Source organism: Vibrio casei, assembly GCF_002218025.2.
GTDB lineage: Bacteria > Pseudomonadota > Gammaproteobacteria > Enterobacterales > Vibrionaceae > Vibrio > Vibrio casei.
On the sequence record NZ_AP018680.1, the window covers coordinates 452400 to 476818 of the forward strand.

Annotated in this window: 23 protein-coding genes, 1 tRNA gene, 2 pseudogenes and 1 riboswitch; of the genes and pseudogenes, 13 read left to right on the forward strand and 13 right to left on the reverse strand. The window is 40.5% G+C overall.

What is annotated here, in order from left to right; genetic code table 11:
* Positions 1–217: 217 nt before the first annotated feature.
* Positions 218–667, reverse strand: coding sequence for a Zn(2+)-responsive transcriptional regulator (zntR, locus tag VCASEI_RS02240; RefSeq protein WP_226983414.1), 450 nt, complete (start codon positions 665–667; stop codon positions 218–220).
* A 280-nt stretch (positions 668–947) separates the two neighbouring features.
* On the opposite strand from zntR, the gene VCASEI_RS19740 reads away from it, so the two are divergent.
* Both VCASEI_RS19740 and VCASEI_RS19745 read left to right on the forward strand, forming a co-directional pair.
* Positions 948–1406 carry an OmpW/AlkL family protein gene (locus tag VCASEI_RS19740; RefSeq protein WP_264298561.1) on the forward strand — a complete coding sequence of 153 codons (459 nt, stop codon included), beginning with the start codon at positions 948–950 and terminating at the stop codon, positions 1404–1406.
* Positions 1387–1638: an OmpW/AlkL family protein gene (locus VCASEI_RS19745; protein ID WP_264298562.1), complete on the forward strand. Its 252-nt coding sequence runs from the start codon at positions 1387–1389 to the stop codon at positions 1636–1638. Before VCASEI_RS19740 ends, VCASEI_RS19745 begins: the two co-directional genes overlap by 20 nt.
* 89 nt (positions 1639–1727) lie before the next feature.
* Here VCASEI_RS19745 and VCASEI_RS02250 read toward each other — a convergent pair.
* Positions 1728–2783 (reverse strand): annotated as a pseudogene (locus VCASEI_RS02250) (beta-ketoacyl-ACP synthase); the annotation flags it as partial.
* 60 nt (positions 2784–2843) lie between these two features.
* Between VCASEI_RS02250 and VCASEI_RS19620 the strand changes: the two are divergent.
* Positions 2844–3617: pseudogene (locus tag VCASEI_RS19620) on the forward strand (NAD(P)/FAD-dependent oxidoreductase); the annotation flags it as partial.
* An 86-nt stretch (positions 3618–3703) separates the two neighbouring features.
* On the opposite strand, the gene VCASEI_RS02260 reads toward VCASEI_RS19620, so the two are convergent.
* Both VCASEI_RS02260 and VCASEI_RS02265 read right to left on the reverse strand, forming a co-directional pair.
* Positions 3704–4837: an HlyD family secretion protein gene (locus VCASEI_RS02260; RefSeq protein ID WP_086960834.1), complete on the reverse strand. Its 1134-nt coding sequence runs from the start codon at positions 4835–4837 to the stop codon at positions 3704–3706.
* Complete coding sequence (locus VCASEI_RS02265; protein WP_086960832.1) at positions 4837–5235, reverse strand: DUF3302 domain-containing protein; 399 nt, start codon at positions 5233–5235, stop codon at positions 4837–4839. Before VCASEI_RS02265 ends, VCASEI_RS02260 begins: the two co-directional genes overlap by 1 nt.
* A gap of 226 nt (positions 5236–5461) precedes the next feature.
* On the opposite strand from VCASEI_RS02265, the gene VCASEI_RS02270 reads away from it, so the two are divergent.
* From VCASEI_RS02270 to ribB, 4 genes are all read left to right on the forward strand, one after another.
* Positions 5462–6451, forward strand: coding sequence for a bile acid:sodium symporter family protein (locus VCASEI_RS02270; protein WP_086960830.1), 990 nt, complete (start codon positions 5462–5464; stop codon positions 6449–6451).
* 32 nt (positions 6452–6483) lie between these two features.
* Positions 6484–7110: a mechanosensitive ion channel domain-containing protein gene (locus VCASEI_RS19625; RefSeq protein WP_226983415.1), complete on the forward strand. Its 627-nt coding sequence runs from the start codon at positions 6484–6486 to the stop codon at positions 7108–7110.
* A 192-nt stretch (positions 7111–7302) separates the two neighbouring features.
* Entirely contained in the window at positions 7303–7905 is a 603-nt protein-coding gene (locus VCASEI_RS02280) for an acetate uptake transporter (RefSeq protein ID WP_086960857.1), read from the forward strand.
* Between the two features lie 147 nt (positions 7906–8052).
* Positions 8053–8204, forward strand: a riboswitch (FMN riboswitch).
* A gap of 134 nt (positions 8205–8338) precedes the next feature.
* Positions 8339–9001 carry a 3,4-dihydroxy-2-butanone-4-phosphate synthase gene (gene ribB / locus VCASEI_RS02285; protein ID WP_089110591.1) on the forward strand — a complete coding sequence of 221 codons (663 nt, stop codon included), beginning with the start codon at positions 8339–8341 and terminating at the stop codon, positions 8999–9001.
* A 180-nt stretch (positions 9002–9181) separates the two neighbouring features.
* On the opposite strand, the gene VCASEI_RS02290 is transcribed toward ribB, so the two are convergent.
* The 5 genes from VCASEI_RS02290 to rpsU form a co-directional block, all read right to left on the reverse strand.
* A tRNA-Ile gene (locus VCASEI_RS02290) sits at positions 9182–9258 on the reverse strand.
* A gap of 169 nt (positions 9259–9427) precedes the next feature.
* Complete coding sequence (gene rpoD / locus VCASEI_RS02295) at positions 9428–11269, reverse strand: RNA polymerase sigma factor RpoD (protein ID WP_086960826.1); 1842 nt, start codon at positions 11267–11269, stop codon at positions 9428–9430.
* Positions 11270–11386: 117 nt separating this feature from the next.
* Positions 11387–13150, reverse strand: coding sequence for a DNA primase (gene dnaG, locus VCASEI_RS02300; protein WP_086960824.1), 1764 nt, complete (start codon positions 13148–13150; stop codon positions 11387–11389).
* Between the two features lie 157 nt (positions 13151–13307).
* Positions 13308–13751 carry a GatB/YqeY domain-containing protein gene (locus VCASEI_RS02305; protein WP_086960822.1) on the reverse strand — a complete coding sequence of 148 codons (444 nt, stop codon included), beginning with the start codon at positions 13749–13751 and terminating at the stop codon, positions 13308–13310.
* A 27-nt stretch (positions 13752–13778) separates the two neighbouring features.
* A complete protein-coding gene (gene rpsU / locus VCASEI_RS02310) occupies positions 13779–13994 on the reverse strand; it encodes a 30S ribosomal protein S21 (RefSeq protein ID WP_017024921.1) in 216 nt (71 codons plus the stop codon).
* Positions 13995–14226: 232 nt separating this feature from the next.
* Here rpsU and tsaD point away from each other — a divergent pair, with 232 nt between their 5' ends.
* Positions 14227–15246 (forward strand): tRNA (adenosine(37)-N6)-threonylcarbamoyltransferase complex transferase subunit TsaD, encoded by a 1020-nt coding sequence (gene tsaD, locus VCASEI_RS02315; RefSeq protein ID WP_086960821.1) that lies wholly within the window; start codon positions 14227–14229, stop codon positions 15244–15246.
* A gap of 80 nt (positions 15247–15326) precedes the next feature.
* Here the strand turns inward: tsaD and plsY are convergent, their stop codons facing one another.
* Positions 15327–15938, reverse strand: coding sequence for a glycerol-3-phosphate 1-O-acyltransferase PlsY (plsY, locus tag VCASEI_RS02320; RefSeq protein WP_086960820.1), 612 nt, complete (start codon positions 15936–15938; stop codon positions 15327–15329).
* A 201-nt stretch (positions 15939–16139) separates the two neighbouring features.
* Between plsY and folB the strand changes: the two genes are divergently transcribed.
* Together folB and folK are read left to right on the forward strand one after the other, a co-directional pair.
* Positions 16140–16499, forward strand: coding sequence for a dihydroneopterin aldolase (folB, locus tag VCASEI_RS02325; protein ID WP_086960818.1), 360 nt, complete (start codon positions 16140–16142; stop codon positions 16497–16499).
* Positions 16496–16993 carry a 2-amino-4-hydroxy-6-hydroxymethyldihydropteridine diphosphokinase gene (folK, locus tag VCASEI_RS02330; RefSeq protein WP_086960816.1) on the forward strand — a complete coding sequence of 166 codons (498 nt, stop codon included), beginning with the start codon at positions 16496–16498 and terminating at the stop codon, positions 16991–16993. Before folB ends, folK begins: the two co-directional genes overlap by 4 nt.
* Positions 16994–17065: 72 nt before the next feature.
* Here the strand turns inward: folK and VCASEI_RS02335 are convergent, their stop codons facing one another.
* Positions 17066–17836: an undecaprenyl-diphosphate phosphatase gene (locus tag VCASEI_RS02335; RefSeq protein ID WP_086960814.1), complete on the reverse strand. Its 771-nt coding sequence runs from the start codon at positions 17834–17836 to the stop codon at positions 17066–17068.
* A gap of 126 nt (positions 17837–17962) precedes the next feature.
* The gene (locus tag VCASEI_RS02340; protein WP_089110590.1) at positions 17963–19231 is read right to left on the reverse strand and encodes a multifunctional CCA addition/repair protein; all 1269 of its coding nucleotides are present in this window, start codon (positions 19229–19231) and stop codon (positions 17963–17965) included.
* A 191-nt stretch (positions 19232–19422) separates the two neighbouring features.
* On the opposite strand from VCASEI_RS02340, the gene VCASEI_RS02345 reads away from it, so the two are divergent.
* From VCASEI_RS02345 to VCASEI_RS02355, 3 genes are all read left to right on the forward strand, one after another.
* Complete coding sequence (locus VCASEI_RS02345; RefSeq protein WP_089110589.1) at positions 19423–21174, forward strand: ExeA family protein; 1752 nt, start codon at positions 19423–19425, stop codon at positions 21172–21174.
* The gene (locus VCASEI_RS02350; protein WP_086960808.1) at positions 21174–22043 is read left to right on the forward strand and encodes a general secretion pathway protein GspB; all 870 of its coding nucleotides are present in this window, start codon (positions 21174–21176) and stop codon (positions 22041–22043) included. Before VCASEI_RS02345 ends, VCASEI_RS02350 begins: the two co-directional genes overlap by 1 nt.
* Positions 22044–22242: 199 nt before the next feature.
* The gene (locus tag VCASEI_RS02355; protein ID WP_086960806.1) at positions 22243–23490 is read left to right on the forward strand and encodes a uracil-xanthine permease family protein; all 1248 of its coding nucleotides are present in this window, start codon (positions 22243–22245) and stop codon (positions 23488–23490) included.
* A gap of 113 nt (positions 23491–23603) precedes the next feature.
* On the opposite strand, the gene VCASEI_RS02360 is transcribed toward VCASEI_RS02355, so the two are convergent.
* Complete coding sequence (locus tag VCASEI_RS02360) at positions 23604–24215, reverse strand: TIGR04211 family SH3 domain-containing protein (RefSeq protein ID WP_086960804.1); 612 nt, start codon at positions 24213–24215, stop codon at positions 23604–23606.
* Positions 24216–24419: the final 204 nt, after the last annotated feature.

A 24419-nucleotide genomic window follows, 5' to 3' on the forward strand; every position in this document is an offset into this window, starting at 1 on the left:
GCTTTATAACTTATTACCGAAGAAGAAACTAGATTCGTTGTTGTCGATATTGATACTTTTCTATTTTATACTGATCTTCCAGTTCCGGTGGTACTTGAATCTATTGGGTATATTAGTCTCAGCGCGTGTAGGCGTCGATTTTTATAATACTTAGGACGGATTTTCTCTAAAGCTGCACGATAACGTTATGCATAATTGTTAAGGGAAAGCTCTGGCATTAATTATGTTTATGCCCATGGTGGGTTTCTTGTGTGACTTTGTCTGTGTTGGTTTCTAGTGCTTGTAGAATAGTACATTGCTCTGCACTACCTTCTCCTCCACAACAAGCGGAAGATAAGGTTTTCAATGAACGTTGAAAATGTTGTAGTTCAAGTAATCTTTGCTCCACATCGGCGAGTTTCATATCGACTACTTGTTTTACGTCCGAGCATGAACTACTGGCTTTATCGACTTCAATCTCTAGTAATTCTTTTATGTCAGAAAGATTAAATCCAACCTTTTTAGCTCGTATAATAAATTGTAAAGCTTGTTTGTCTTGTTCGCTATAAAGTCGGTACCCTGAATCAGAACGAGCTGATGGGCTGAGTAATCCTGATTTTTCGTAAAATCGAAGTGTATCGTTATTGATACCACATTGTTTTGCTAACTCTCCAATCTTATAAATCATGTACATTTCCTGATTATATTAGTTTCCATAACCATCAGTGGTGTTTTTGATAAGCTCACTTTCTTCAAGTTTCTGAGTATAAACCTTAGAGATAAGTCTAGCCTTGATTTTTGTTGCTTTATTAAACGTGATTTATTTGGGGGAGGAAAGTGTTAAATGGATCATAAATTATTATAATAATGTAATAATAGATTACTTAAATTGATATACCTCAAAAGTATTATCTGTTTATTGATTATTGTTGTCAGCGATAACTAATAATTAAAAAATGGGTGTAATAATGAAAAAATCACTATTAACAATATCACTTTTTACGTTAGGGCTGACGGTATCTGTTTCTGCTAATGCTGCTTTAGAAAAGGGGGATTTTTTAATTCGGGCTGGTGCGGTGATGGTTGCTCCAGATGAAAGTAGTTCAGGCGTTAAGGCGGGAAGTGCTGATTTAGGAGGCAATGTTTCTGTAGATAATAATACGCAACTAGGGATTAACTTTGCGTATATGGTTATGGATCATTGGGCGGTAGAGCTGTTGGCTGCTACCCCATTTAGTCATGATGTTTCTTTAGGTGGAGCGCCAGCAGGTTTAGATACTTTAAATGGTGGATTGGGCAATATAAAACACTTATCACCAACATTAAGTGTATTGTATTACCCTATGGCAATGAGTTCAAAATTTCAACCTTATGCTGGTATTGGCATTAACTATACGATGTTTTTTGATGAATCGATCGATCGATAGCAGTGCAGAAGCAAAAGGTTTTAGTAATTTGAATCTTGATAATTCATGGGGGTTGGCTGGACAAATTGGTATGGATTATTTTATTACCGATAATATTACATTGAATGCTCAAGTTCGATATATCGATATCGATACCAAGGCGACCGTTGATCTGTCTGGTGTTGGGGCACTTGATGTTGATGTGGATATTGATCCATGGGTTTATATGGTCGGTATTGGTTATAAGCTCTAGGAAGGTTTTCTGGTTAATGAAAACGGCGCTTGTTATATGGGCGCCGTTTGGGTTATCGATCATCTATTGTTAGTTTTTTGGGGTATTATCTAGATGTTTTTGAAAATAATGGAGGTATTAATGCCGCCAAAAGCAAAGTTATTGCTCATGATGTATCGACATTCGATTTCTCGCCCAGTATATTTGAATATAATCGAGATCGCCACATTCAGGATCGATATTGTCCATATTTAAGGTGGGGCTAAACCAGCCAGTATGCATCATTTCTAAACTCAGCCAGGCTTCTACTGCACCGCAAGCACCGAGTGTGTGTCCAAAATAACTCTTCAGTGAGCTGATCGGGGTTTGATGTCCAAAGACATTAAAGGTTGCTTTACTTTCAGCGATATCTCCTCGGTCGGTTGCTGTTCCATGAGCTGAAATATAATCAATCATGTTTGGCTCTAGGTTGGCATTCTCAAGAGCCAGTTCCATACAGCGTTGCATATTTTCCATTTGCGGCTGGGTGACATGGGCAGCGTCGCAGTTGCTCGCAAATCCTACGATCTCTGCATAAATAGTCGCACCACGGGCCACTCATGTTCATACTCTTCGAGGACTAATGTACCTGCGCCCTCCCCAATAACTAATCCATCTCGGTCTTTATCGTATGGACGAGGTGTGGATTTCGGTGCATCATTTTTTAAGCTGGTAGCAAAAAGGGTATCAAAAACAGCAGATTCTGTTGGACATAGTTCTTCTCCTCCTCCGGCTATCATAATGGTTTGATAGCCGTGCTTAATTGCTTCATAAGCATAACCAATCGCTTGGCTGCCTGACGTGCATGCGCTGCTAGTTGGGATGACGCGTCCACGTAAACCGAAAAATAATCCAACGTTAACGGCAGACGTATGTGGCATCATTTGTACGTAAGTAGTGGCGGTTATTGCTCGGGTCGATTTTTCATTTAGTATCACTCCAAACGCACCAATAGCCGGTGTACTTCCAGTTGAAGAATCATAAGCGACACCCGTTTTTCCATTAGTGAGTACGTCATGTTTTTCACCATCGGAAGTGAGTAAACCACTTTGTAATAAAGCATTCTCTGTGGCGAAAGTTGCCATCTGAGAGACGCGACCCATGCCGCGAATTTTTTTTCGGTTGAAGATGAGCAACAACACCCTTACCAGATTGAAGCCGACTTTATCTTAGATGCTAGATGCTAGATGCTAGATGCTAGTGGCTACGGACGAGTGTTACCTCGCTTATTGGATTTGGAGTCCTCTTCCGGTTTACCAACGCGTAAGGCGTTATTTACTCATGTGACGGATAATATCAGTGACAATTTAGCTTCAGAGTTAGATTATGATCGTAATAAAATCACGATTTATGTCCATCCAGATAATTGGGATGTATGGTATTGGTTAATTCCTTTTAGTCACGGTATTTGCTCGGTGGGTGTGGTGGCTACGCCTGATTTTTTTGATGCCTATCCGCAAGATGAAATTACAGCGCTGAAACAACTGACTCAAGAATAGCCGCATTTAAAACAATTATTCCGAGATGCCGAATTTTGTCATGCTAGTGGCTCGATTGGCGGTTATTCTGCAAATGTTAAGCACCTTGCTGCAAACAATTATGCGATGTTAGGGAATGCTGGTGAATTTTTGGATCCCGTCTTTTCTTCTGGCGTGACGATTGCTATGAAATCGGCCGAGCTTGCTAGCGCAGTTTTAATTCGTCAATTCAACGGTGAAGAAGTGGATTGGCAGCAAGATTATGCCAAACCATTAATGGTTGGAGTGAATACGTTTCGAGCGTATGTTGAAGGTTGGTATGATGGACGTTTCCAAAACGTCGTATTTTTTGAAGAGGCTAACCCTGAGATTAAAAAGAAAATCAGTTCTATTCTGGCGGGGTATGCGTGGGATATCAGCAATCCCTATGTAGAAAATCCACAAAAACGCTTGAGTACCTTAGCTGAAATTTGTGCGTATTGATTTATTAAAAAATAACTTGAGTTGATGATAGTGTTTAAAAAGCCCCCGAATTCATTCGGGGCTTTTTGGTGTTAATCGTCGTAATACTAGTGATCGAAATACACGTAGTTTTGCCAGCTTTTCATACGAATGAGGATTTTTCGAATAATAGCAACATGTTCTAAATTTCCAGAATAAACCGCAATTTCAACATTGGTTCCCATTGGAAGGTTATACTGTGAAATATCATCTTTTAGTCTGAATTTCACCATGATCCGGCCTTGAGTCTGTAAGGCACTGGTTCCTAGTAATGTACCAGTAGCTTGAATTTGACTCTCGGCAATAGCTGGTAGAATATCCGTCACTTCAGCTTTAAAGGATTTACCTGGTAATGCACGGAAGATAACATCTGCCTCATTACCCGGCTTGATATTTAAGGTTGAGTTTTGGCGGAATGCACCAACAAATTCACGTGGATCTTGAGTGCTAACAAACGTTAATATTGGCTTAAATGGAAGGGGAACCGCCATGACACCTGGTTTTAACGCTAATTGAGACACATAACCGTCAGTGGGAGCTCGAACAATGGTTTGATCAAGGTTGAATTGTGCTTGATCTAATGTCGCTTGTGCTTCTGCTACAGAAGTATTGACTCCATCTATTTGAGATTCATAGGCTGCCTTGGCTGCATTTTCATTAGAAAGCGCGGCTTGGTAAGCGGCTTCTGCGCCTTTTGCTGTTTGTTGTTTGTCATCTACTTGTTGCAACGTGAAGGCGCCACGCTTGTAACCTTTCTGATAACGAACGGCTTCACGTTGAGAACGATCTCTTTCTGCTAGTGCTTGAACACTTGTTGCCGCGGCTTGTTTGTAAGCTGCTTCAAGTACTAAAACATTTTGTTTGGTTGCTGCAAGAGCGGCTTTTTTCTGAACGACAATCGCCTTAAAAGGTGTATCGTCTAACCGAACTAACACATCACCTTGTTTCACCAGTTTATTGGGTTCAACTTCAACAGAGACTACTCGAGCTCGAACGTTTGAAACCATTGGCGTAGTGCTGTAGATTTGACCGCCAAGTTGAGTGAAAGGTTGGAAATAGTTCATCGCTAAAAAGATGGATCCTAATAAAACAACGCCGCCTAAAACGGCTGTAGGAACGGTCCATTTATTGAGTGGAATACGGAAAATTTTAAAAATCGCAATACAAAAAGCGGTATAGGTTAGAATCAATATTGTTTCCATTAGTTTGATTCTCCACTAGTATTATTGTCTTGTGTGTTTGGTTTTGATGTCGTTTGAGAGCTTGGTGTCGTCGTTAATTCTGCCATTTGTTTCTGTAGTTGGGCTATTTTTTTATTGAGGTCATCAACTTGATGATGCATGTCATCTTGTTCTGCTTGGAGCTTATTAAATCCCCACCCTCTGTCATCGCGCCATAATGTTGCCCATATCCACAGAAATGGCCATAAAACATGTAACGTAAACAGACTTACCCAACCTGCTACATGAATGGCATCTTGATGAGGATGATTGCGTTTTTTGGATATTTCGTACGGGATATCATGTATAACGATAATACCGTAAAATATGACCAACACTACAAAGATGAGAATACCTAGGGCTACATGATCCAATGTCATTGTCTTTCCTTATGGGTTAGAAGCCTATTATGAGCATACTACGATGTTTAAATTGTAGACGAGTATGACCTCTTATCGAAGCTCACTATAATTTATGTCAAATATAGTGTTAATTTGAAAGCATACTTATTTACAATAAGGATACAGTTAACAGTTTTATCTAAGAGTTTAGTTTATACGATGTCTGACAAGTTCCAAAGCTGTAATAGTCTTAAATGGAGAGGTAATGAAATTCAGCGTGATTAATATACTAAAAAAGGAATGGTTTTTAGCTTGCATGGTTGTTGCCATAGTATTGGCTGCACTCATACCACAAGTTGGTCAAAGTGATGGTATTCTTCATTTAAATAAGGTGACTGATATTGGTATTGCTTTGGTTTTTTTTCTGCATGGAATTGGTTTATCTCCACAAGCTTTGAAAAATGGTGTAAGTAACTGGAAGCTTCATCTTTTTGTTCAGTGTGCGACATTTGTTATTTATCCTATGCTGTGGGTTATTTTTGGACAAGGTATGCTTTCTATCATGCCGCATGCTTTAGCATTTGGTTTTTGTTTTCTTTTCGTATTACCAAGTACTATTTCATCGTCGGTTGCCATGACTGCAATTGGTAAAGGAAATATACCGGGGGCAATCTTCAATGCTTCTCTTTCAAGTATCTTAGGCATTGTGATTACGCCCTTGTTGATACAACTATTCATGGGGTTTGAAGGCGTACAGCTTGATATTATGTCGTCGGTTATGTCGATATCGAAAATGTTATTGTTACCCATGATTATCGGACAAGTACTTAGACCGCTATTATTGTCTACTTTTGAAAAACATAAAAACATTGTGAATAAGCTCGATAAATACGTCATTTTATTGATTGTATTTAATGCATTCAGTGATTCTGTTTCTGAAGGTGTTTGGCATAGTTTTTCATTTGAGTATGTCGCGATGTCCGTCTTGATTTGTAGTGTTGTTTTGGTGTCAATTGTGCAATTGATGGTATGGACGACAAAGCGTTTAGGTTTTAGTCATGCCGATGAAGTTGCCGCCGTATTTTGTGGCAGTAAAAAAACACTCGCCGCCGGTATTCCAATGGCAAAAGTGATTTTTGGAAGTGATCCAAGATTGGGGATGATCTTATTACCCATTATGATTTATCACCCATTACAAATTTTTTACTGCGCTGTCTTGGCAAATCGATACCAAAAGAAAGCATTTGCGATTTAATTTAATCACTCAGCTGATGAGGTTCATCATATATGTTTAATTTTCCGCAAGAGTGGATTGTTTTTACTCAAGATTATTATAAGTGGTTAATCACAGCTGTATTATTGATCTTTTATCCTATGCTACGTCGTATACCGGCGAAAATATTTCTACGTAGTATGAAATCCGGCATCAGTCCACACCGTAAGCAACGAGCTCGTTTGCTGCTAAATACTCTGACCTCAATTGTTCTTATTTGTATCTTGTTGATGATATGGGGCATAGAGTTGCGTGGATTGTTGGTGGTGGGATCATCAATGTTTGCTTTATTGGGAGTCGCATTATTTGCGGGTTGGTCTATTTTGAGCAATTTAACCAGCTTTTTAATCCTATTTACTCAAAATGATTGCCGAATTGGGCGTTGGGTGAGAGTGGTTGATGGTGCTAACTTCATTGAAGGTGAAATCATAGAAATGTCATTCATGACAGTACAAATGCGTAATATGGAAGGGGATTCTGTTTTGTATCCTAATAACTTATTTATTACTCGTCCTGTGATTGTTTTGAAGAATCCGCCATTACCTAAAACTGAAGAGCAGACAACAGGAATAGATGACGTGAAATCAGAATCTCAACCGGAACAAACCGCTATTCCACCAGAGATAAAAAAGACTCGCTAGCTTAGTTTTTATGATAAAGATGTAAAGGTTCAATATTTCCTTAGTAAGGAGTTTTGAGGTTTTTTATGATGTGAAATAATTTTTCGTGATATAGCCCACAAAATGTTTTACAAAGGCGAAACCATCGACAATAATACGCCGCTTTTTACTGTTCCGATCACATTTTAACCAGGTAATTTTATGTCAACCTCGATCTCTACAAACCCAGCAAACCCAGCCCCACTAGGCCTAATGGCTTTTGGTATGACCACTATTCTTTTAAATCTACACAATATAGGTTTATTTCCATTAAGCACGGTTATTCTTGCTATGGGGATCTTTTACGGTGGTATCGCTCAAGTGATCGCCGGTATCATGGAATACAAAAATGGTAATACATTTGGTACTACCGCATTTACTTCTTATGGTATGTTTTGGTTATCTTTAGTGGGTTTAATCCTAATGCCAAGTATGGGTTTAGGTGAAGCCACTTCAGCTTACTTTTTAGCATCTTACTTGACGATTTGGGGTATATTTACTGGTTTAATGTTCATTGCCACATTGGCTCGTTATCCGGTTGCGAAGCAAGTTGTATTTGGTAGCTTAACTGTATTGTTCTTCCTACTTGCGGCAGGTGATTTTACTGGAAATTCAACAATTGGTCACATTGCCGGTATCGTTGGTTTGTTCTGTGGTTCAAGTGCGGTTTACCTTGCAATGGCAACTGTGATTAATCATGAATTTGGCCGCACAGTATTGCCTATTGGTGAGAAAAAAGTAGTGGCTTCAGTAGAAGAATTGAAAGCAGCAGCATAACGCTTACTAAGCTCAAGACTTCAAAAAACCTCAGCGTGCTTGCTGAGGTTTTTTTTGCGCAGATCAATTAGATTTTTTTTTAAAGCTGTAATATCATCAAGGCCTACCACATACATTTAGCGTGTATCGGTAGACACAATTTATTTAATTTATTCTCAGGGCGGGGTGTAATTCCCCACCGGCGGTATATAACGTATTAAACGTTATCAGCCCGCGAGCGCTTGATTTTTGGATCAAGGTCAGCAGATCTGGTGAGATGCCAGAGCCGACAGTTATAGTCTGGATGGGAGAGGATATTTTGCACTTAGCTGCTATTTCTATGTATAAAGGGCGCTAGGTGCATTTGACGTTTAATCAAAACGCAGTATCGCTGTGTCTTGAGCAAACCCCTTCTACAATAGCCCTGATTCTGGTATCTACAGGAGCTATTACCATGAATCAGAAACAACCTTCTTTACTTGCTGATTTTGGCAATCCAATTGAACGTGTTGAAGCTGCATTGCTTGCTTTACAACAAGGACAAGGTGTACTTGTGCTTGATGATGAAGATCGCGAAAATGAAGGCGATATGATTTATTCTGCCGAAACATTAACAGATGTCCAAATGGCATTAATGATCCGCGAAGGCAGTGGCATTGTGTGTTTATGTCTAAGTGATGAGCAAGCCAATCAACTCGAACTGCCACCAATGGTCATCGACAATAATAGCCAAAATCAAACGGCCTTTACTGTTTCCATTGAAGCAAAACAAGGTGTCACGACTGGGGTTTCAGCTGCCGACCGAGTGACGACGATTAAAACAGCTATCTTTGCCGATGCAAAACCAAGCGACCTTGCACGTCCAGGGCATGTATTTCCATTGCGCGCCCGTAAAGGTGGGGTTTTAACCCGTCGTGGGCATACCGAAGGGACTACCGATCTTATGCAGCTTGCTGGACTAAATCCAGCAGGAGTATTGTGTGAAGTGACTAACCCAGATGGTACTATGGCAAGAGCAGAAGAAATAGTAACTTTTGGTAAGGTTCATAATATGCCAGTATTAACGATTGAAGATATTGTTCAATACCGTGAATCGCTAATGAAAAAACAAGCGTAGTGCAGTAAAAGAGACGGATAAATATAAAAAGCGATGTCGGTAATGACATTGCTTTTTTATCGACTTATTTTCAGTCCAATAGGTGCAGTAAGTATGAAAATTGACTGAGACTAAGAGAAGCTTTACTTTATTTCAATAAAAAGCCTGAGAAGCAATAATGATCTCAGGCTTTTCTGTATATGGTGGCCCCACACAGACTTGAACTGTGGACCTAACGATTATGAGTCGTGCGCTCTAACCAACTGAGCTATGGGGCCGAATTGAGGGACGATTATAGGGGAATAGAACAAAGCTGTCTAGATGATAAGTATGCCTATTCTGTACAGTTTCTAGTCACTTAAACCAGTTTCACCTTACAAGTACAAAAAAGGTGAGCTAAGCCCACCTTTTTTACCATTTATCTAATTTATCGCTGCCTAATTTGGATTATTCATCCAAGAAGCTACGCAGGGTTTCTGAGCGGCTTGGGTGGCGAAGTTTACGTAAAGCTTTCGCTTCGATTTGGCGGATACGTTCACGTGTTACATCGAATTGCTTTCCTACTTCTTCCAAAGTATGGTCTGTATTCATGTCGATACCGAAACGCATACGTAGCACTTTTGCTTCGCGTGGCGTTAGGCCAGCTAGTACGTCTTTAGTAGCAAACTTCAAGCTGGTTGAAGTAGCAGAATCTAAAGGCAGTTCTAGCGTGGTATCTTCAATGAAGTCACCTAAGTGCGAATCTTCGTCATCACCGATTGGTGTTTCCATTGAGATTGGCTCTTTAGCAATTTTCAGAACTTTGCGAATCTTATCTTCCGGCATTTGCATGCGTTCAGCCAATTCTTCTGGTAGCGGTTCACGACCCATTTCTTGAAGCATCTGACGAGAGATACGATTCAATTTATTGATAGTTTCGATCATGTGAACTGGAATACGAATGGTACGCGCTTGGTCTGCAATTGAACGAGTGATCGCCTGACGAATCCACCATGTGGCATAAGTTGAGAACTTATAACCACGACGGTATTCGAATTTATCGACCGCTTTCATGAGGCCAATATTACCTTCTTGGATAAGATCCAAGAATTGTAAACCACGGTTTGTGTATTTCTTAGCAATCGAGATAACCAAACGTAAGTTGGCTTCAACCATTTCTTTCTTCGCACGACGAGCTTTCGCTTCACCAATCGACATGCGGCGGCTGATGTCTTTAATGGTTTGTACATTTAAAGACGTTTCTTCTTCGATGCTCTTAAGTTTATAGATTGAGCGACGAAGATCTTCTTCACTTTGCTTAATCTTTTCTGCGTATGGTTTGCCTGAAGCTAGAATATTATCTAACCATGCGTCAGAAGATTCGTTGCCAGTAAAGGCATTAACGAAAGCTTTCTTAGGCATTTTTCCGTACTCAACCACGGTGCGAATAATCAAGCGTTCTTGAGTACGAACACGATCCATTGAGTTTTTCAAACCATTGACTAAGTAATCAAACTGTTTTGGGATCAGGCGGAATTGACGGAAAACATCAAGAAATTCTTGTTTGCTCGCGGCAATCGCTTTACTTTCACGGCCATGTTCATTGATGGCTAGTTGAAGGTTCTGATACGTATTACGTAATTCAGTGAAGCGCTCTAAAGCAAGCTCTGGATCGATGCCAACATCTTCTTCTTCGTCATCGTCTGAATCATCGTCTGAATCATCATCATCGTCCAGCTCATCATCACTGACGGCAAGCTCTGAACCAACGTGAGTTGCTGTTGGTGCGGCATTACCATCATCATCAGGATCAACAAAGCCTGAAATGATATCAGTAAGACGTAACTCTTCAGCTTGAACTTTATCAAATTGCTCAAGGATGTATGAAATAGTACCTGGGTATTCGGCAACTGAACATTGAACTTGATTGATGCCATCTTCAATGCGTTTTGCAATGTCGATTTCACCTTCACGGGTCAATAGTTCAACCGTACCCATTTCACGCATGTACATGCGAACAGGGTCAGTCGTTCGGCCAATTTCACTTTCAACGCTTGAAAGTGCTGCAGCTGCGGCTTCGGCAGCATCTTCATCGGCTACGGCTTCATTCAACATAAGATCGTCCGCATCAGGTGCGGTTTCAACGACTTGGATACCCATGTCATTGATCATTTGAATGATGTCTTCTACCTGCTCTGAATCTACGATTTCTTCAGGTAGGTGGTCATTTACTTCGGCGTAGGTCAGATAGCCCTGTTCCTTACCTTTTGCGACAAGTAACTTTAGCTGTGACTGCGGATTTTGATCCATCGACGATATCCAACTTGAGGTCTGAGTGAAGAATATTAGTATGCGAAATGCAAACCGCCAATTATAACAAATTTAATTATTGCTGACCAGTTGGGTATTAGCCGTTGGTCGTAGCATCTATTTAGGACGTTGAAGAGTTAAATCATTCAACTCCTTTTTCTCCTCGACTGATAAGCCGGAGCTTCTTTGCTTTGCTTGCAATACTTCAATTTGTTTATTAATACACTGAGTAAATATGTTATCCAATGTATCTAAAAAAACGTCTTGTTCATTATCATCATTGAGGGGAATATCCCAACTTAATAGTCTTGATAATAATGCTTCCATTTTTGTTTCTCGCCAGTTTTCCATCAGCTGACCGGACTTGATATGGGGGTTTTCTCGACAAATATCAAGTACGTTTAATAATAAACTTAATCCCGGTAAGTCTATATGACTAATACTGGTTAAATCAGGTACTAATTCAGCATAGCTGGGTTTTTGTAAAAGTAACGCTATAACGACACGCATAGGTGTACGCTTTATTTTTTTGTGTGGTTGAGGTGACGATGCTGCTTGAGCTTCTTTACTTATTAATTGTTGCAATTGTCTTTCATCTAGAAGGCCCAACTTTTTACCAAGTAAATCACGTAAGTATAGGCGTAATGTCCCTCCCGGTACTTTTTCTATTAGCGGTACAACCAAAGCGGTGAGCTTTGCTTTACCTTCATTACTGCTGGTATCGACTTGTTGCATCAATGTGTTAAATAAAAACTCAGACAATGATGTTGCTTTATGAACTTGTTGTTCAAACTGATCTTTACCATATTCTCGAATATAAGAATCTGGATCTTCACCATCGGGCAAGAACATAAACTTTAGCTGGCGGCCATCATTTAAATAAGGAAGAGCATTCTCCATTGCTCGCCATGCTGCTTCACGACCGGCCCTGTCTCCATCGTAACAGCAGACAATGGTACCAGTTTGACGAAACAACATTTGCATGTGATCGCCAGTGGTTGATGTGCCTAGGGCTGCAACTGCATAATCGACACCATATTGTGCTAGCGCAACCACGTCCATGTAGCCTTCAACGACTAAAATTTGCTGTGGTTCTTTATGTATTTGCAATACGTCATACAAACCATAAAGTTCTTTGCCTTTATGAAACACTGGCGTTTCTGGTGAATTTAAATATTTAGGTTTTTCATCCCCTAAGACTCTCCCACCAAAGCCAATAACTCGGCCACGTCGATCACGAATGGGGAACATAATACGACCACGAAAACGGTCATAACGGTTTCCTTTATCATTTTCAATTAACATGCCGCCTTCGACCAGCATATCTTGTACGGCTTTTTGTTGGCCGAAATTTTTACGAACGCTATCCCAGTCATCAGAAACATAACCGATACCAAATTTTTGCACTATCTCACCGGATAATCCTCGGTTTTTGAGATATTCAATTGCCATTTTATTGGTGGACACTTTTAATTGAGACCGATAAAACTGGCTGATACTGCCCAATAAATCGTATAAATTACGTTTTGTTTCAGTGCTGACTTTTTGTATGGAATCTTTGAAATTGCCACCACTGCGTTGCTCTCTAGGGACTTCTAAACCTTGTAAGTGTGCCAGCTCTTCTATTGCTTCTACGAATTCAAGACGTTCGTATTCCATCATGAAATCGATGGCATTACCGTGAACACCACAACCAAAACAGTGGTAGGTTTGACGATCGGGGCTGACGATAAAAGAAGGGGACTTTTCATTATGAAATGGACAACATGCGCCGTAGTTTTTACCTTGCTTCTTGAGCTTTACTCTAGGATCAACCAGATCGACGATGTCGACTCTAGCGAGAAGGTCATCAATAAAACTACGTGGGATGTGTCCTGCCATAAAGAATAGAATCCAATTTCGTGTTTAGAGCGCGTTTTACTTACCGAGCTTAGATAGGATTTATCAAGTTACAAGTTTTTCATTCTCGTATTTATAAATACAAACAAGCCGTGCGACTTCAAAGAAGTGCACGGCTTGTTTTAATTTAAGCTGGGATTTAAGCGAGTTTAGAGCGAACTAAACCACTTACTTTACCCATGTCTGCACGTCCTTGAAGTAGAGGTTTTAATACCCCCATTACGTTACCCATGTCTTGCATGCCAGCTGCACCAGAATCAGAAATTGCTTTATCAATTAAAGCGCTCACTTCTTCTTCGCTCAGTGGTTGAGGCATAAATTCCTCAAGTACAACGATTTCAGCTTTTTCAGCGTCAGCAAGATCTTGACGATTTGCTGCTTCATATTGCGTAACAGAGTCGCGACGTTGTTTAACCATTTTAGTCAGCACAGCAAGGATATCATCATCAGAAAGCGTAATTCTTTCGTCAACTTCACGTTGCTTAATGGCTGAAAGAGCTAAACGAATAGTGCCAAGGCGTAATTTATCTTTGGCTTTCATCGCTAATTTTTGCTCTTCTTTGAGTTGTTCAATCAGAGCCATAACTCAGTCCTTAATGGGATTAAGTTATTAGTACAAGCGAACGCGACGAGCGTTTTCGCGAGCTAGCTTCTTAGCATGACGCTTTTGAGCTGCTGCTTTAGCGCGTTTACGTACAGTTGTTGGTTTTTCGTAATGCTCACGACGACGCACTTCAGAAAGAACACCTGCTTTTTCGCAAGAGCGCTTGAAACGACGTAATGCTACGTCAAACGGTTCGTTATCACGTACTTTAACTACTGGCATATGCCTTTCACCTCAGGGGTTATTCATTAATGCTGATTTTTAAATCGCCTCTAAAAAAGTTAGAGTGGATATTAATCAGCTAGATCAAAAATGGTGCGGAATTTTAATCCGATCAATACCCATTTGTAAAGCATTATCAAGGTAAGATCTGGTTAAATTTTTTCCGAGGCGGTAAGATTACGCTCAATTAAATAAAAATCAACTAATCGACAGATTCTGTCGTGAGAATATTATGCGCATTTTAGGTATTGAAACTTCTTGTGATGAGACAGGTATTGCTATTTTCGATGAAGAAAAAGGCTTGTTGTCTCATCAATTATACAGCCAAGTTAAGTTACATGCAGATTACGGTGGTGTTGTGCCTGAACTGGCTTCTCGTGATCACGTAAAAAAAACCATTCCTTTGATTAAAGCGGCTTTAGCTGAAGCGGGTTTAACCTCGAAAGACATCGATGGAGTAGCGTATACCGCTGGCCCAGGTTTAGTGGGGGCGTTATTGGTTGGTGCTACGATTGGCCGTAGTTTAGCTTATGCTTGGGGTGTGCCAGCTGTACCGGTTCATCATATGGAAGGGCATTTATTAGCACCGATGTTAGAAGATAACCCACCTCCATTTCCATTTGTGGCATTACTTGTGTCTGGCGGACATACCATGATGGTGGAAGTGAAAGCGATTGGAGAATATAAAATTTTAGGCGAGTCGATTGATGATGCAGCTGGCGAAGCATTCGATAAAACGGCTAAATTAATGGGATTAGATTACCCAGGGGGGCCTCTGTTATCCCGTTTAGCAGAAAAAGGTACTAAGGGGCGCTTTAAGTTCCCTCGTCCAATGACAGACCGCCCAGGATTAGATTTTAGCTTTTCAGGTTTAAAAACTTTTGCGGCGAATACGATTCGAGATAATGACAATGACGATCAAACTCGAGCAGATATCGCTTATGCATTTCAAGAGGCGGTATGTGATACTTTAGCCATTAAATGCCGTCGAGCATTAGAGCAAACAGGGCTAAAGCGTATCGTGATTGCTGGTGGAGTCAGTGCTAACAAGCAGCTGCGTTTATCATTAGAGGCATTGGCACAGAAAGTTGGCGGCGCTGTGTACTACCCGCGCACAGAGTTTTGTACCGATAATGGTGCAATGATTGCATATGCTGGCATGCAGCGTTTACGAAACGGTGAGATGACGGATCTTTCTGTACAAGCGCAACCGCGTTGGCCCATAGATCAACTTGAGCCGATCACTGACTAAGCTATGTTAGTGTAAGCCGATGCAGATATAAAACGGTAACCTTAACTGATTGCCGTTTTTTTGTATGAAAAAGATAGCGTTTATTTCGAATTAGATTGAGAGGCTTTTTTTGATTTTATTTTGGGTTCATTGCCTTCAATAAGTCGTTTGATGTTGGAATAATGACGGAAAATAATCAAGCAAGATAACATTGCAACTGGGATGGTGTATTGGGGCTTGATCATCCATGTATAAAATGGCGCAAGCAGTGAAGTGACAACCGCTGCAAGAGAAGAATAGCGACTCAATAAAAAGGTAACAAGCCAAGTCATCATGACCATGCCCGTTAGATCGAAGCCTATTGGTGCCATGGTTCCGACTGCCGTTGCGACACCTTTTCCACCTTTAAAATGGAAAAAAATAGGATAAATATGCCCAAGGCATGCCGCCACACCAATGAAACCAAGCATTAATGGTGTAATACCAAAGAAATAGCTAAGCCAAACGGGGATCATTCCTTTCAGGATGTCACACAATAAAACCGCAATAGCAGCCCCTTTCCCACCGACTCTTAAAACATTAGTCGCCCCTGGGTTTTTAGAACCTTGCAACCTAGGGTCTGGTAGTCGGCAAACTCGGCAGATCAGCACTGCACTCGAAATCGATCCGAGTAAATAGGCAAAAATGATCATTACGAGTACCAAAATGCTCATGGTCTTCCTTGGTGGTAGTGTGTTACTTAGCTATATAGTATATTTCGAGCATATTACGTGTTTTTCTTCGACTTGGGTATCCGATGAGTCGTAATCTAAGAAATTAATCAGCACTTAACTTTTATCACTGATCTGTCGCGCACCTTTCGTCCATTAGGATGAGATGAGAAACGATTCATAAGGAATTATTAAGGAAGTAACATGGTATTGGACAAGGTATTTATTGAACAATTAGAAGTGATCACCACGATTGGTGCTTATGATTGGGAGCAGGGTATTAAGCAGAAATTAGTGCTGAATATTGAAATGGCTCATGATAACCGCCCTGCGGCAAAAAGTGATGATGTCAACGATGCGCTGGATTATGCTCAAGTGAGTCAAGCCATATTATCTCATATTGAAAATGGTCACTTTCAATTGGTTGAACGTGTTGCCGAAGAAGTAGCCGAGCTTGTCATGCAAACTTTTTCAGTGCCTTGGGTGAAAATTCATTTGATTAAGCCAGGTGCTGTACCTCAAGCTAAAGGGGTCGGAGTGATTATTGAACGAGGTCAAATGTGACTTTAGCGTACATAGGTGTAGGCAGTAATCTTGAGCGAGAAAAACATATTCAGGCAGCGTATCAAGAGCTGCATAAAATAGGCTCAGTACGAGCTTCTTGTGTTTATGAGTGTCAACCCATTGGGTTTGATAGCCACGCCTTTTATAATATGGTCTTCGAGTTAGTGACTGAGCTCTCTTTGGTGGAATTACAGCGACGATTAAAAGAGATTGAGTTGAGATGGGGAAGAGCAGCTAATGCTCAGAAATTTCAAGACCGCACATTAGATTTAGATATTTTGTTATTTGGTGATGCGGTTTCTTCCTCAGACCCGATAGTGCCTCGACATGATATTTTTACGTATGAATTTGTTGCAAAACCTTTATTGGAATTGTGCCCTGATTATATTATTCCCAGTGATGGACGCAGTATTCGGCAAGTTTGGCAATCTCTAGAATCTAAAGGCACTTTAACGCTGGTGGCGTTTACTTTTAATACCAAGAACCATGATTAAGGTAAGGCCTTTTGATAAGCGCCTTACCTGAAGTATCGTGATTGATTTGATATTATTGACGGTGAGTAAAGATTAACCCCACGCCATCACGAGTAACAGTAAGCCAAAGATAATTCTATAAATACCAAAGCTAACAAAAGTGAATTTTGCTAAGAAGCTGATAAACCATTTAATCACAAAATACGCAACGATAAAGGCGGTGACAAAACCAACGGCAAGGTTAAGGAAATCGGCACTGGTAAAATCTTGATAGTGCTTTAATAAGTCATAACCTGATGCAGCCATTAATACAGGTAATCCCAATAAGAATGAAAATTCAGCACAGGTTTTACGATTTAAACCCACCAACATAGCTCCAATGATCGTAGCACCTGCTCGGCTTGTACCGGGTACCAGTGCAAATATTTGAGCAAAGCCAATCCATAATGCTTGCTTCATTGAAACGTCATTCACATCGGTCGTGGGGCAGGTTTCCTCTTTATAAAACCGTTCGACTGCAATGAAGATAATACCGCCAACAATAAACATGATGCCTACAATCGTGACACTGAATAAGGCCTTCACAATATCACTCATTAAGAAACCAATAATGCCGATAGGCAAAAATGCTACGGCAACTTTGACCCAAAGCGAAAAATATTTAGGATGAAATTTTTCTTTATAATTAGCGATCACCGCTAAGATTGCTGCGACTTGAATGATCACTTCAAATGCTTGGTTGGTATCGGTATCCGCTATTCCTAGCCAATTACCCGCGATAATCATGTGCCCGGTAGATGAAATTGGAAGAAATTCAGTAATCCCTTCAATTATTCCCAAAATGATGGCATCGAAAATGGTCATTGCAAATGGTTTTCCTATCGTTAAGTTTCCGATATTTTAACAATATCAGAGGTGTGACTCGGTAAATTGATGGTTAAAATCGCCATGTATCATGCCTGCATAAATAGGTTTATCAATATTTAACCGCTATAAGTCGTGGTTTTTTTTACTTGTGACCAACAAATTTTTACATTTGGCTATCGCCTTTATTCTTTGATTATCTAATTCGTCACGAATTGCTTTACCACTAAAGCCTTGCGAAATAATACTTTGAACATCGATAGCATTCGCGGCTTGGTAGTATGCATTCATTATCATTTTGGGTAAATAAGGTAAATGTTCCAATCCCTTACGACCTTGATGATCGGCTTGACAGCATAATAATATTTGTTCAAAGCGTGTGGGCTTTCTCCACGCATCTATTTGGTTGAGCAATTTGAGCACGGTGGCCGGCTTTAGTTCCGATGCTCGATGGACATTGGAGTGATGTTGGCAAACCAACAAGGCTAAATCTCGACAATCATTAGGCACCTTTATTCGACTGCATAGTTGTTTTATGAGTTTAATTCCCGTGTGACAGTGCATTTTGTGGCTTGGCCATTCGGTTTCAGGGGTAACGCCTTTTCCTAAGTCGTGGACTTGTGCGGCGAAGCGAACACTTACTTCACTACTGAGAGTAGAAGCTTGCTCTGCCACCATTAAGGTGTGTATTCCAGTATCAATTTCTGGATGCCATTTTTCTGGTTGAGGCACACCAAATAAAGCATTGATTTCTGGTAGGATAACGTTGAGCGCACCACATTGCCTTAATACTTGGAGGAAAATATGCGGTGCAGAAGTGGTTAATGATTTATGCCATTCTTGCCAAACACGTTCTGCGGTAAGATGTTCAAGCTCACCACTGACCACAATTTCTTTCATTAGTTGCATGGTTTCTGGAGCAATTTTGAAATGAAAAGAGGCCAATTTAGCGGCAAATCGAGCTACTCGTAATACTCTTAGTGGATCTTCGCTGAAGGCAGGGGAAACATGACGTAAAACTCGTTGTTGAAGATCTTTTTGCCCATGATAAGGGTCATGCAATGTTCCGTCTTTGCTTTGCGCTATCGCATTAATGGTTAAATCTCGACGAGCCAAATCTTCGTCTAAAGTGACATCTGGCGCATAAAAGCACTCAAACCCATTATAGCCTTGGCCTGTTTTGCGTTCTGTGCGGGCAAGAGCATATTCTTCTTGTGTTTTAGCGTGAAGGAAAACGGGGAAATCTTGCCCTACAGAACGAAAACCTTGCTCTAGCATGGATTCAGGGCTACCGCCAACGACAACCCAGTCTTTATCGTGACTTGGGATGCCTAATAATTGATCTCTGACTGCGCCGCCTACTAGAAATATTTGCACATTTTTCCCTACTTTCATTGCCCTAAAGCCGATTGATTATTCCAGCCTAGATTTATTTGGAATAAAACTGTGAAGCATTCTATCAAGAAACACTGAGTGCGCCACGCTTTGTGGGTATAAATGCCACCTTGATTGGTGTACTTTATACTCACGTTATCTGAGCGCCCTGTTGATAGAAATCAATACCACTGACGATTTGAGAGTTAAGCATGTACAAGGATTTTTTTGGCCTATCTGAATTACCATTTACTATTGTACCGAGCTCTCGATATATATTTTTGAGTGCAAGGCACCGTGAGGCGATGAATCATCTCCAAGCTGGACTTGGTGGCGGTGGTGGATTTGCTTTATTAACGGGAGAGGTTGGCACTGGAAAAACAACCGTATCTAAAGCGTTATTATCAGTTTTAGATGCCAATATAAAAACTGGTCTTATTCTTAATCCGACCTATACCAGCACTGAATTGCTTGAATCGATTTGTGATGAATTTTCTATTGAGTATCAAACGCCAGCTAGTTTGAAGACATTGACCCAATCGATTTATCAATACTTACTTAATAATCATGCTCAAGGGATACAAACTTTACTGCTAATCGATGAAGCCCAGCACTTATCGGCAGATGTTTTGGAGCAATTACGTTTATTGACTAATCTTGAGACAGAAAGTCAAAAATTGTTACGAGTGCTATTGATAGGGCAGCCTGAATTACAATACAAGTTACAAACGGAAGAATTGAGACAGTTAGCACAACGTATTACAGGGCGATATCATCTATTGCCATTAACCTCTCAAGAAGTGGCTCAATACATTCAATTTAGATTGCAAGTGGCAGGGTGTCGTTATGATGTGTTTTCAGGGAAAGCGATAAAGCTGATTGCAAAGCATACTCAAGGTGTTCCTAGGTTGATTAACTTAGTGTGTGATAAGTGTATGCTTTATGCTTATTACGGTGGTGAAGCATCAGTTTCTGGTGACATCGCAGACAAAGCTTGTGAAGATATTATGACGTTTCAGCGACCGATAGGCAGTCATAACCCCCTTGCACACAGTGGCGTGCATTCTCCTGATAGCTTTTTAAAACCAGCGGTGCCTTACCTTTTAAGTCTTGCTATTGGTATTGCGTTAGCTGTTGGTGCTTGGATTGTTGTGCCACGGTTTATATCAGTGCCGGAATTCATATCAGAAGTTAATACTGTTTCTTCTGAGCATAGAGTGTTGTCTGAGGTTGATTCTTCTGAATCTTTGTCGGTGGACTCGCCAACATTGATGAACCAGATATCAGAACATCGCCAAAGTTTGCCGACAGCAGGTGTAAGTAAAGAGGATGATTTATCCCGTGTTGATGAAGTGATATTGCCTTTTGTTTACCAAAGTCATAATCCTATTGTAGCAATGCAAACATTGTTTTCTTTATGGGGCTATCAAGTCTCTAGCCATGAAGCGAATTGCCGAGATGCAGAAAGAGGTGAATTATATTGTTATCAGCAAAGCGGTAATATTTCTAATTTAGCGATCATTAATCGCCCTGCGATGTTGACGTTACAAGATCAATATAGAACGTATTTTTCGGTATTGTATCGTCTGACGGATAGCCATGCTCAATTATTATTGGCAGGTAAGCGAGTCGAAGTGCCTATTGAGTGGTTGAAGCAACACTGGACTGGTGAATACCAACTTTTGTGGCACAGTGACATGGCGGGACAAACCTTGAAACTTCATTCGCAAGGTGATGAAGTTGTTAAATTGAATCGTTCATTATCTCAAGTTCTTGGTGAGCCTTTAGGTACTAAAGATCGCTTTGATCAAACAGTGAAGGCTAAAGTGGAAGCCTTTCAAATGTGGCAAGGGATCAATGTGGATGGTATTGCTGGTAAAGAAACACTCATGCTGTTAGATAGTTATGTGAATGAAAACGCCCCTGTGATTGTGGCGAAACAAGACAGTGGGGTAAATAAATAATGTCAGAAGTTATGAAAGCTTTACAGCAATCAGAGCAAGCTTATCAAGCGCAATCGATGCCTAAATCCTCAAGTGGATATCAGCATTACAAGCAACCTAAGTCGTTTAATCAAGGGCTGATTGTGCTAGTGATTTGTGCGCCGATTTTGTTGGTCCTCGCGTTTTTGTTTTATCACCAAAAGATAAATAAACCAGTGCTGTTTGTTGAACAGGTAACCAAAAATAAGCCTCAAAGTGGTTTAGTCGAAACTGATATAGCAGAGGTCGAGGTGATTGAAAGCAAAAAAGAGTATAGTCTCTTATTACCTTACCCTGATATTGTGGCAACAAAAACCTTACCCGCAGCTAAGGTTGTCGTGGCGCCTAAGCCAGCATCATCTAACACCTCTTCAGGTCTTGTCACGAAGAAAAGTAATAATGATTCGATTCGTTCAGATGGTGGGACAATCATAAAAACCGATCAAATTAATATGGATGATCCCAATAGCGACTGGGGGGTGAGTGAATTGGATTTATCCGGTGTTTCTCCTGAATTGGCAGAGCGTTTTAAATTAGCATTAGATTCTCCAGCTTCTGCGAGAAAAAAAGCTCAAACATCAAACGTAATTCCAATCCCTAAAAATACAATAAATTTGGTCGGAAATGAAAAGCAGTATTATGGGCATTTGCCTGAAATGGACTTTGAAACTCATATGTATTCTTCACAATCTAGCCGCCGTTGGGTCAAAGTGAATGGCAAGGAAGCACATGAAGGTGACTGGATTATTGGTGATAGTGTTCAACTTGAACAGATTTTACCTGGCAGTTTGGTTATTCAGTTTGGCGGGCAATCGATTCAAGTTCCTGCTTTGTATGAGTGGAAAGGTTAAGTTTATTTAAGATAAAAAATGGAGCTTAGAAGTGGGTGGTCAATGACCACTCCTTTTTTATTGGTTGATTAATGACATTACGATGAAGTCGTTCATGCAATCGATCTCCTTTTGATGTTGATTATTCAATAAACACCATGTTTGCTTACAATTTTAGTGCTAGACTTCGACCGTTTGTTTTTTTATAGAGGGATGCGGTATGTTGCAGATTTTACAGGGTGCTCAAATGCTATTTGTGGCATTTGGCGCATTAGTTTTAGTGCCTTTACTCACAGGATTAGATCCAAGTGTTGCATTGTTTGGGGCAGGTATTGGTACCTTAATCTTTCAGGTTATTACAAAGCGAAGTGTTCCCATTTTTCTTGCATCTTCTTTCGCTTTTATTGCTCCGATTATGTATGGCATCCAAGCGTGGGGGGTAGCCAGTACTATGGGGGGCTTAATGATGGCCGGCGCAGTATATGTGGTTCTTGGTACGGTGATTAAAGTTCGTGGCGTTGGCTTTATTCATAAGCTGCTACCACCGGTTGTGGTTGGCCCTGTGATCATGGTGATAGGCTTAGGTTTAGCACCTGCAGCTGTCAATATGGCATTAGGCAAAAGTGGTGATGGTGGAATTCAGATTGTTGCTCATGATGCTGCATTATGGATTTCAGCCGTTTCTCTATTAGTGACCATTGCCTTGAGCGTCTTGGGGAAAGGTTTCTTTCGATTAATGCCTATTTTAGGCGGCATTATTTCAGGTTATGTGGTGAGTTTATTTTTTGGGGTAGTCGACTTCACGCCGGTGCAGCAGGCATCATGGATTGCGTTTCCTAACTTTACCTTTCCTGAATTTAATATTAACGCTGTGTTGTTTATGATCCCAGTTGCGATTGCACCTGCTGTTGAGCATGTCGGGGATATTCTCGCTATTTCAAATGTGACGAATAAAGATTACCTGAAAAAACCTGGACTACACCGTACCATGACAGGAGACGGCGTTGCCACTATGGCTGCTGCACTATTTGGTGCTCCACCAAATACCACTTATTCTGAAGTGACGGGCGCTGTGATGCTAACGAAAGCTTTTAACCCGGTGATCATGACTTGGGCAGCGGTGACGGCTTTAGTGTTGGCTTTTGTCGGTAAGCTCGGTGCGATACTGCAAACGATTCCTGTTCCTGTAATGGGGGGTATTATGATTTTATTGTTTGGCTCTATTGCGGTGGTTGGCTTAAATACCCTAATTAAAAATCAAGTGGATTTACATAAGTCACGTAACTTAGTGATTGTGGCGGTTACGTTAGTTTTTGGTATTGGTGGAATGGCATTTGGTATTGGTGAATTTAGCCTTCAAGGGGTAAGTTTATGTGGCATTGTGGCGATTGTTCTAAACCTTGTTCTGCCAAAAGATATTGGTGAAAATCATGTTGTGGATAAGGCACAGATGGAAGCTGAGAAATAACTTCTAACGCTTGAACCGTATATTGAAAGAATAAAAAACGTGCATTTCAAATGCACGTTTTTTATTTTACGACTGTCCTGTCCTAAATAAGGTTAACGTTGAGATCGTGGGTTTTATGCCCAACCACCATTGTTCTTCTTACGGCGAGGAATAAGATGAGGTAAAACTAAACCAAATAGCAAACCAAGACCTGCAACGCCACCACCATACATGAAGTAACGCATTAATAAGTCTTCTTTTTGAGTATCAATTTTAGCTCGTAATTCACGAACTTCTTCTTGAGAGGTTGTGAGTTGTTGATTGATATCACGGTAGTTGGTCTCTAAATCAGTAATTTGTTGTTTACTTAATTCTAATGAACTGACTAATCCTGCTTTTTCCGTGTCAGAGGTTTGACGAGCATTACTTAATTGTTCTTTTACGGTGGCTAACTCTTTTTCTATCTCAGGAAGACGGATCGACATACTGACATCTTGAGTAATATATTTACTTTCTACCCAACCTTTACGGCCTTTACTGTCTATTATTTGTGTAAATCCACTCGCCTTATTACGAGATAAAACTCTGATAGGCTCACCGGCATCCACACTGCCAATGATTCGATAATCATTGCTAGGGCCAGAATGAACATAAGTGAATAGTTTATCTGAAATATAAGAGTCGCGTGCATATGTCATTGGAGCAAAAAAACATGCCAATAGTACTAAGCAAAGAAGCTTTTTCACATTTAGTCCCTTTTAATAGGTGTAAAACTAGGGGATAGGTATAACTTGGCACTATACGTTTTACGATTAAATCTCGTAAACCCCAAAAAGATATGAATGAATAGTAAGAAGTTTAACGGTAAGGTGCAACAAAATAGGGAGCTTTCGCTCCCTATTTTTACTTCTAGGTAATAATTATGACACGGCTTTGACAGAGTGCCGTTA

Bases quoted from the DNA above. Each gene is read 5' to 3' on its own strand.
- rpoD (WP_086960826.1), bottom strand. From the start codon at position 11,269: ATGGATCAAAATCCGCAGTCACAGCTAAAGTTACTTGTCGCAAAAGGT.
- VCASEI_RS02260 (WP_086960834.1), bottom strand. From the start codon at position 4,837: ATGGAAACAATATTGATTCTAACCTATACCGCTTTTTGTATTGCGATT.
- VCASEI_RS02335 (WP_086960814.1), bottom strand. From the start codon at position 17,836: ATGACCATTTTCGATGCCATCATTTTGGGAATAATTGAAGGGATTACT.
- VCASEI_RS02350 (WP_086960808.1), top strand. From the start codon at position 21,174: ATGTCAGAAGTTATGAAAGCTTTACAGCAATCAGAGCAAGCTTATCAA.
- dnaG (WP_086960824.1), bottom strand. From the start codon at position 13,150: ATGGCAGGACACATCCCACGTAGTTTTATTGATGACCTTCTCGCTAGA.
- VCASEI_RS02340 (WP_089110590.1), bottom strand. From the start codon at position 19,231: ATGAAAGTAGGGAAAAATGTGCAAATATTTCTAGTAGGCGGCGCAGTC.
- VCASEI_RS19745 (WP_264298562.1), top strand. From the start codon at position 1,387: ATGAATCGATCGATCGATAGCAGTGCAGAAGCAAAAGGTTTTAGTAAT.
- VCASEI_RS02265 (WP_086960832.1), bottom strand. From the start codon at position 5,235: ATGACATTGGATCATGTAGCCCTAGGTATTCTCATCTTTGTAGTGTTG.
- ribB (WP_089110591.1), top strand. From the start codon at position 8,339: ATGAATCAGAAACAACCTTCTTTACTTGCTGATTTTGGCAATCCAATT.
- zntR (WP_226983414.1), bottom strand. From the start codon at position 667: ATGATTTATAAGATTGGAGAGTTAGCAAAACAATGTGGTATCAATAAC.
- VCASEI_RS19625 (WP_226983415.1), top strand. From the start codon at position 6,484: ATGTTTAATTTTCCGCAAGAGTGGATTGTTTTTACTCAAGATTATTAT.
- VCASEI_RS02355 (WP_086960806.1), top strand. From the start codon at position 22,243: ATGTTGCAGATTTTACAGGGTGCTCAAATGCTATTTGTGGCATTTGGC.
- VCASEI_RS02345 (WP_089110589.1), top strand. From the start codon at position 19,423: ATGTACAAGGATTTTTTTGGCCTATCTGAATTACCATTTACTATTGTA.
- folB (WP_086960818.1), top strand. From the start codon at position 16,140: ATGGTATTGGACAAGGTATTTATTGAACAATTAGAAGTGATCACCACG.
- tsaD (WP_086960821.1), top strand. From the start codon at position 14,227: ATGCGCATTTTAGGTATTGAAACTTCTTGTGATGAGACAGGTATTGCT.
- VCASEI_RS02270 (WP_086960830.1), top strand. From the start codon at position 5,462: ATGAAATTCAGCGTGATTAATATACTAAAAAAGGAATGGTTTTTAGCT.
- rpsU (WP_017024921.1), bottom strand. From the start codon at position 13,994: ATGCCAGTAGTTAAAGTACGTGATAACGAACCGTTTGACGTAGCATTA.
- VCASEI_RS19740 (WP_264298561.1), top strand. From the start codon at position 948: ATGAAAAAATCACTATTAACAATATCACTTTTTACGTTAGGGCTGACG.
- VCASEI_RS02305 (WP_086960822.1), bottom strand. From the start codon at position 13,751: ATGGCTCTGATTGAACAACTCAAAGAAGAGCAAAAATTAGCGATGAAA.
- plsY (WP_086960820.1), bottom strand. From the start codon at position 15,938: ATGAGCATTTTGGTACTCGTAATGATCATTTTTGCCTATTTACTCGGA.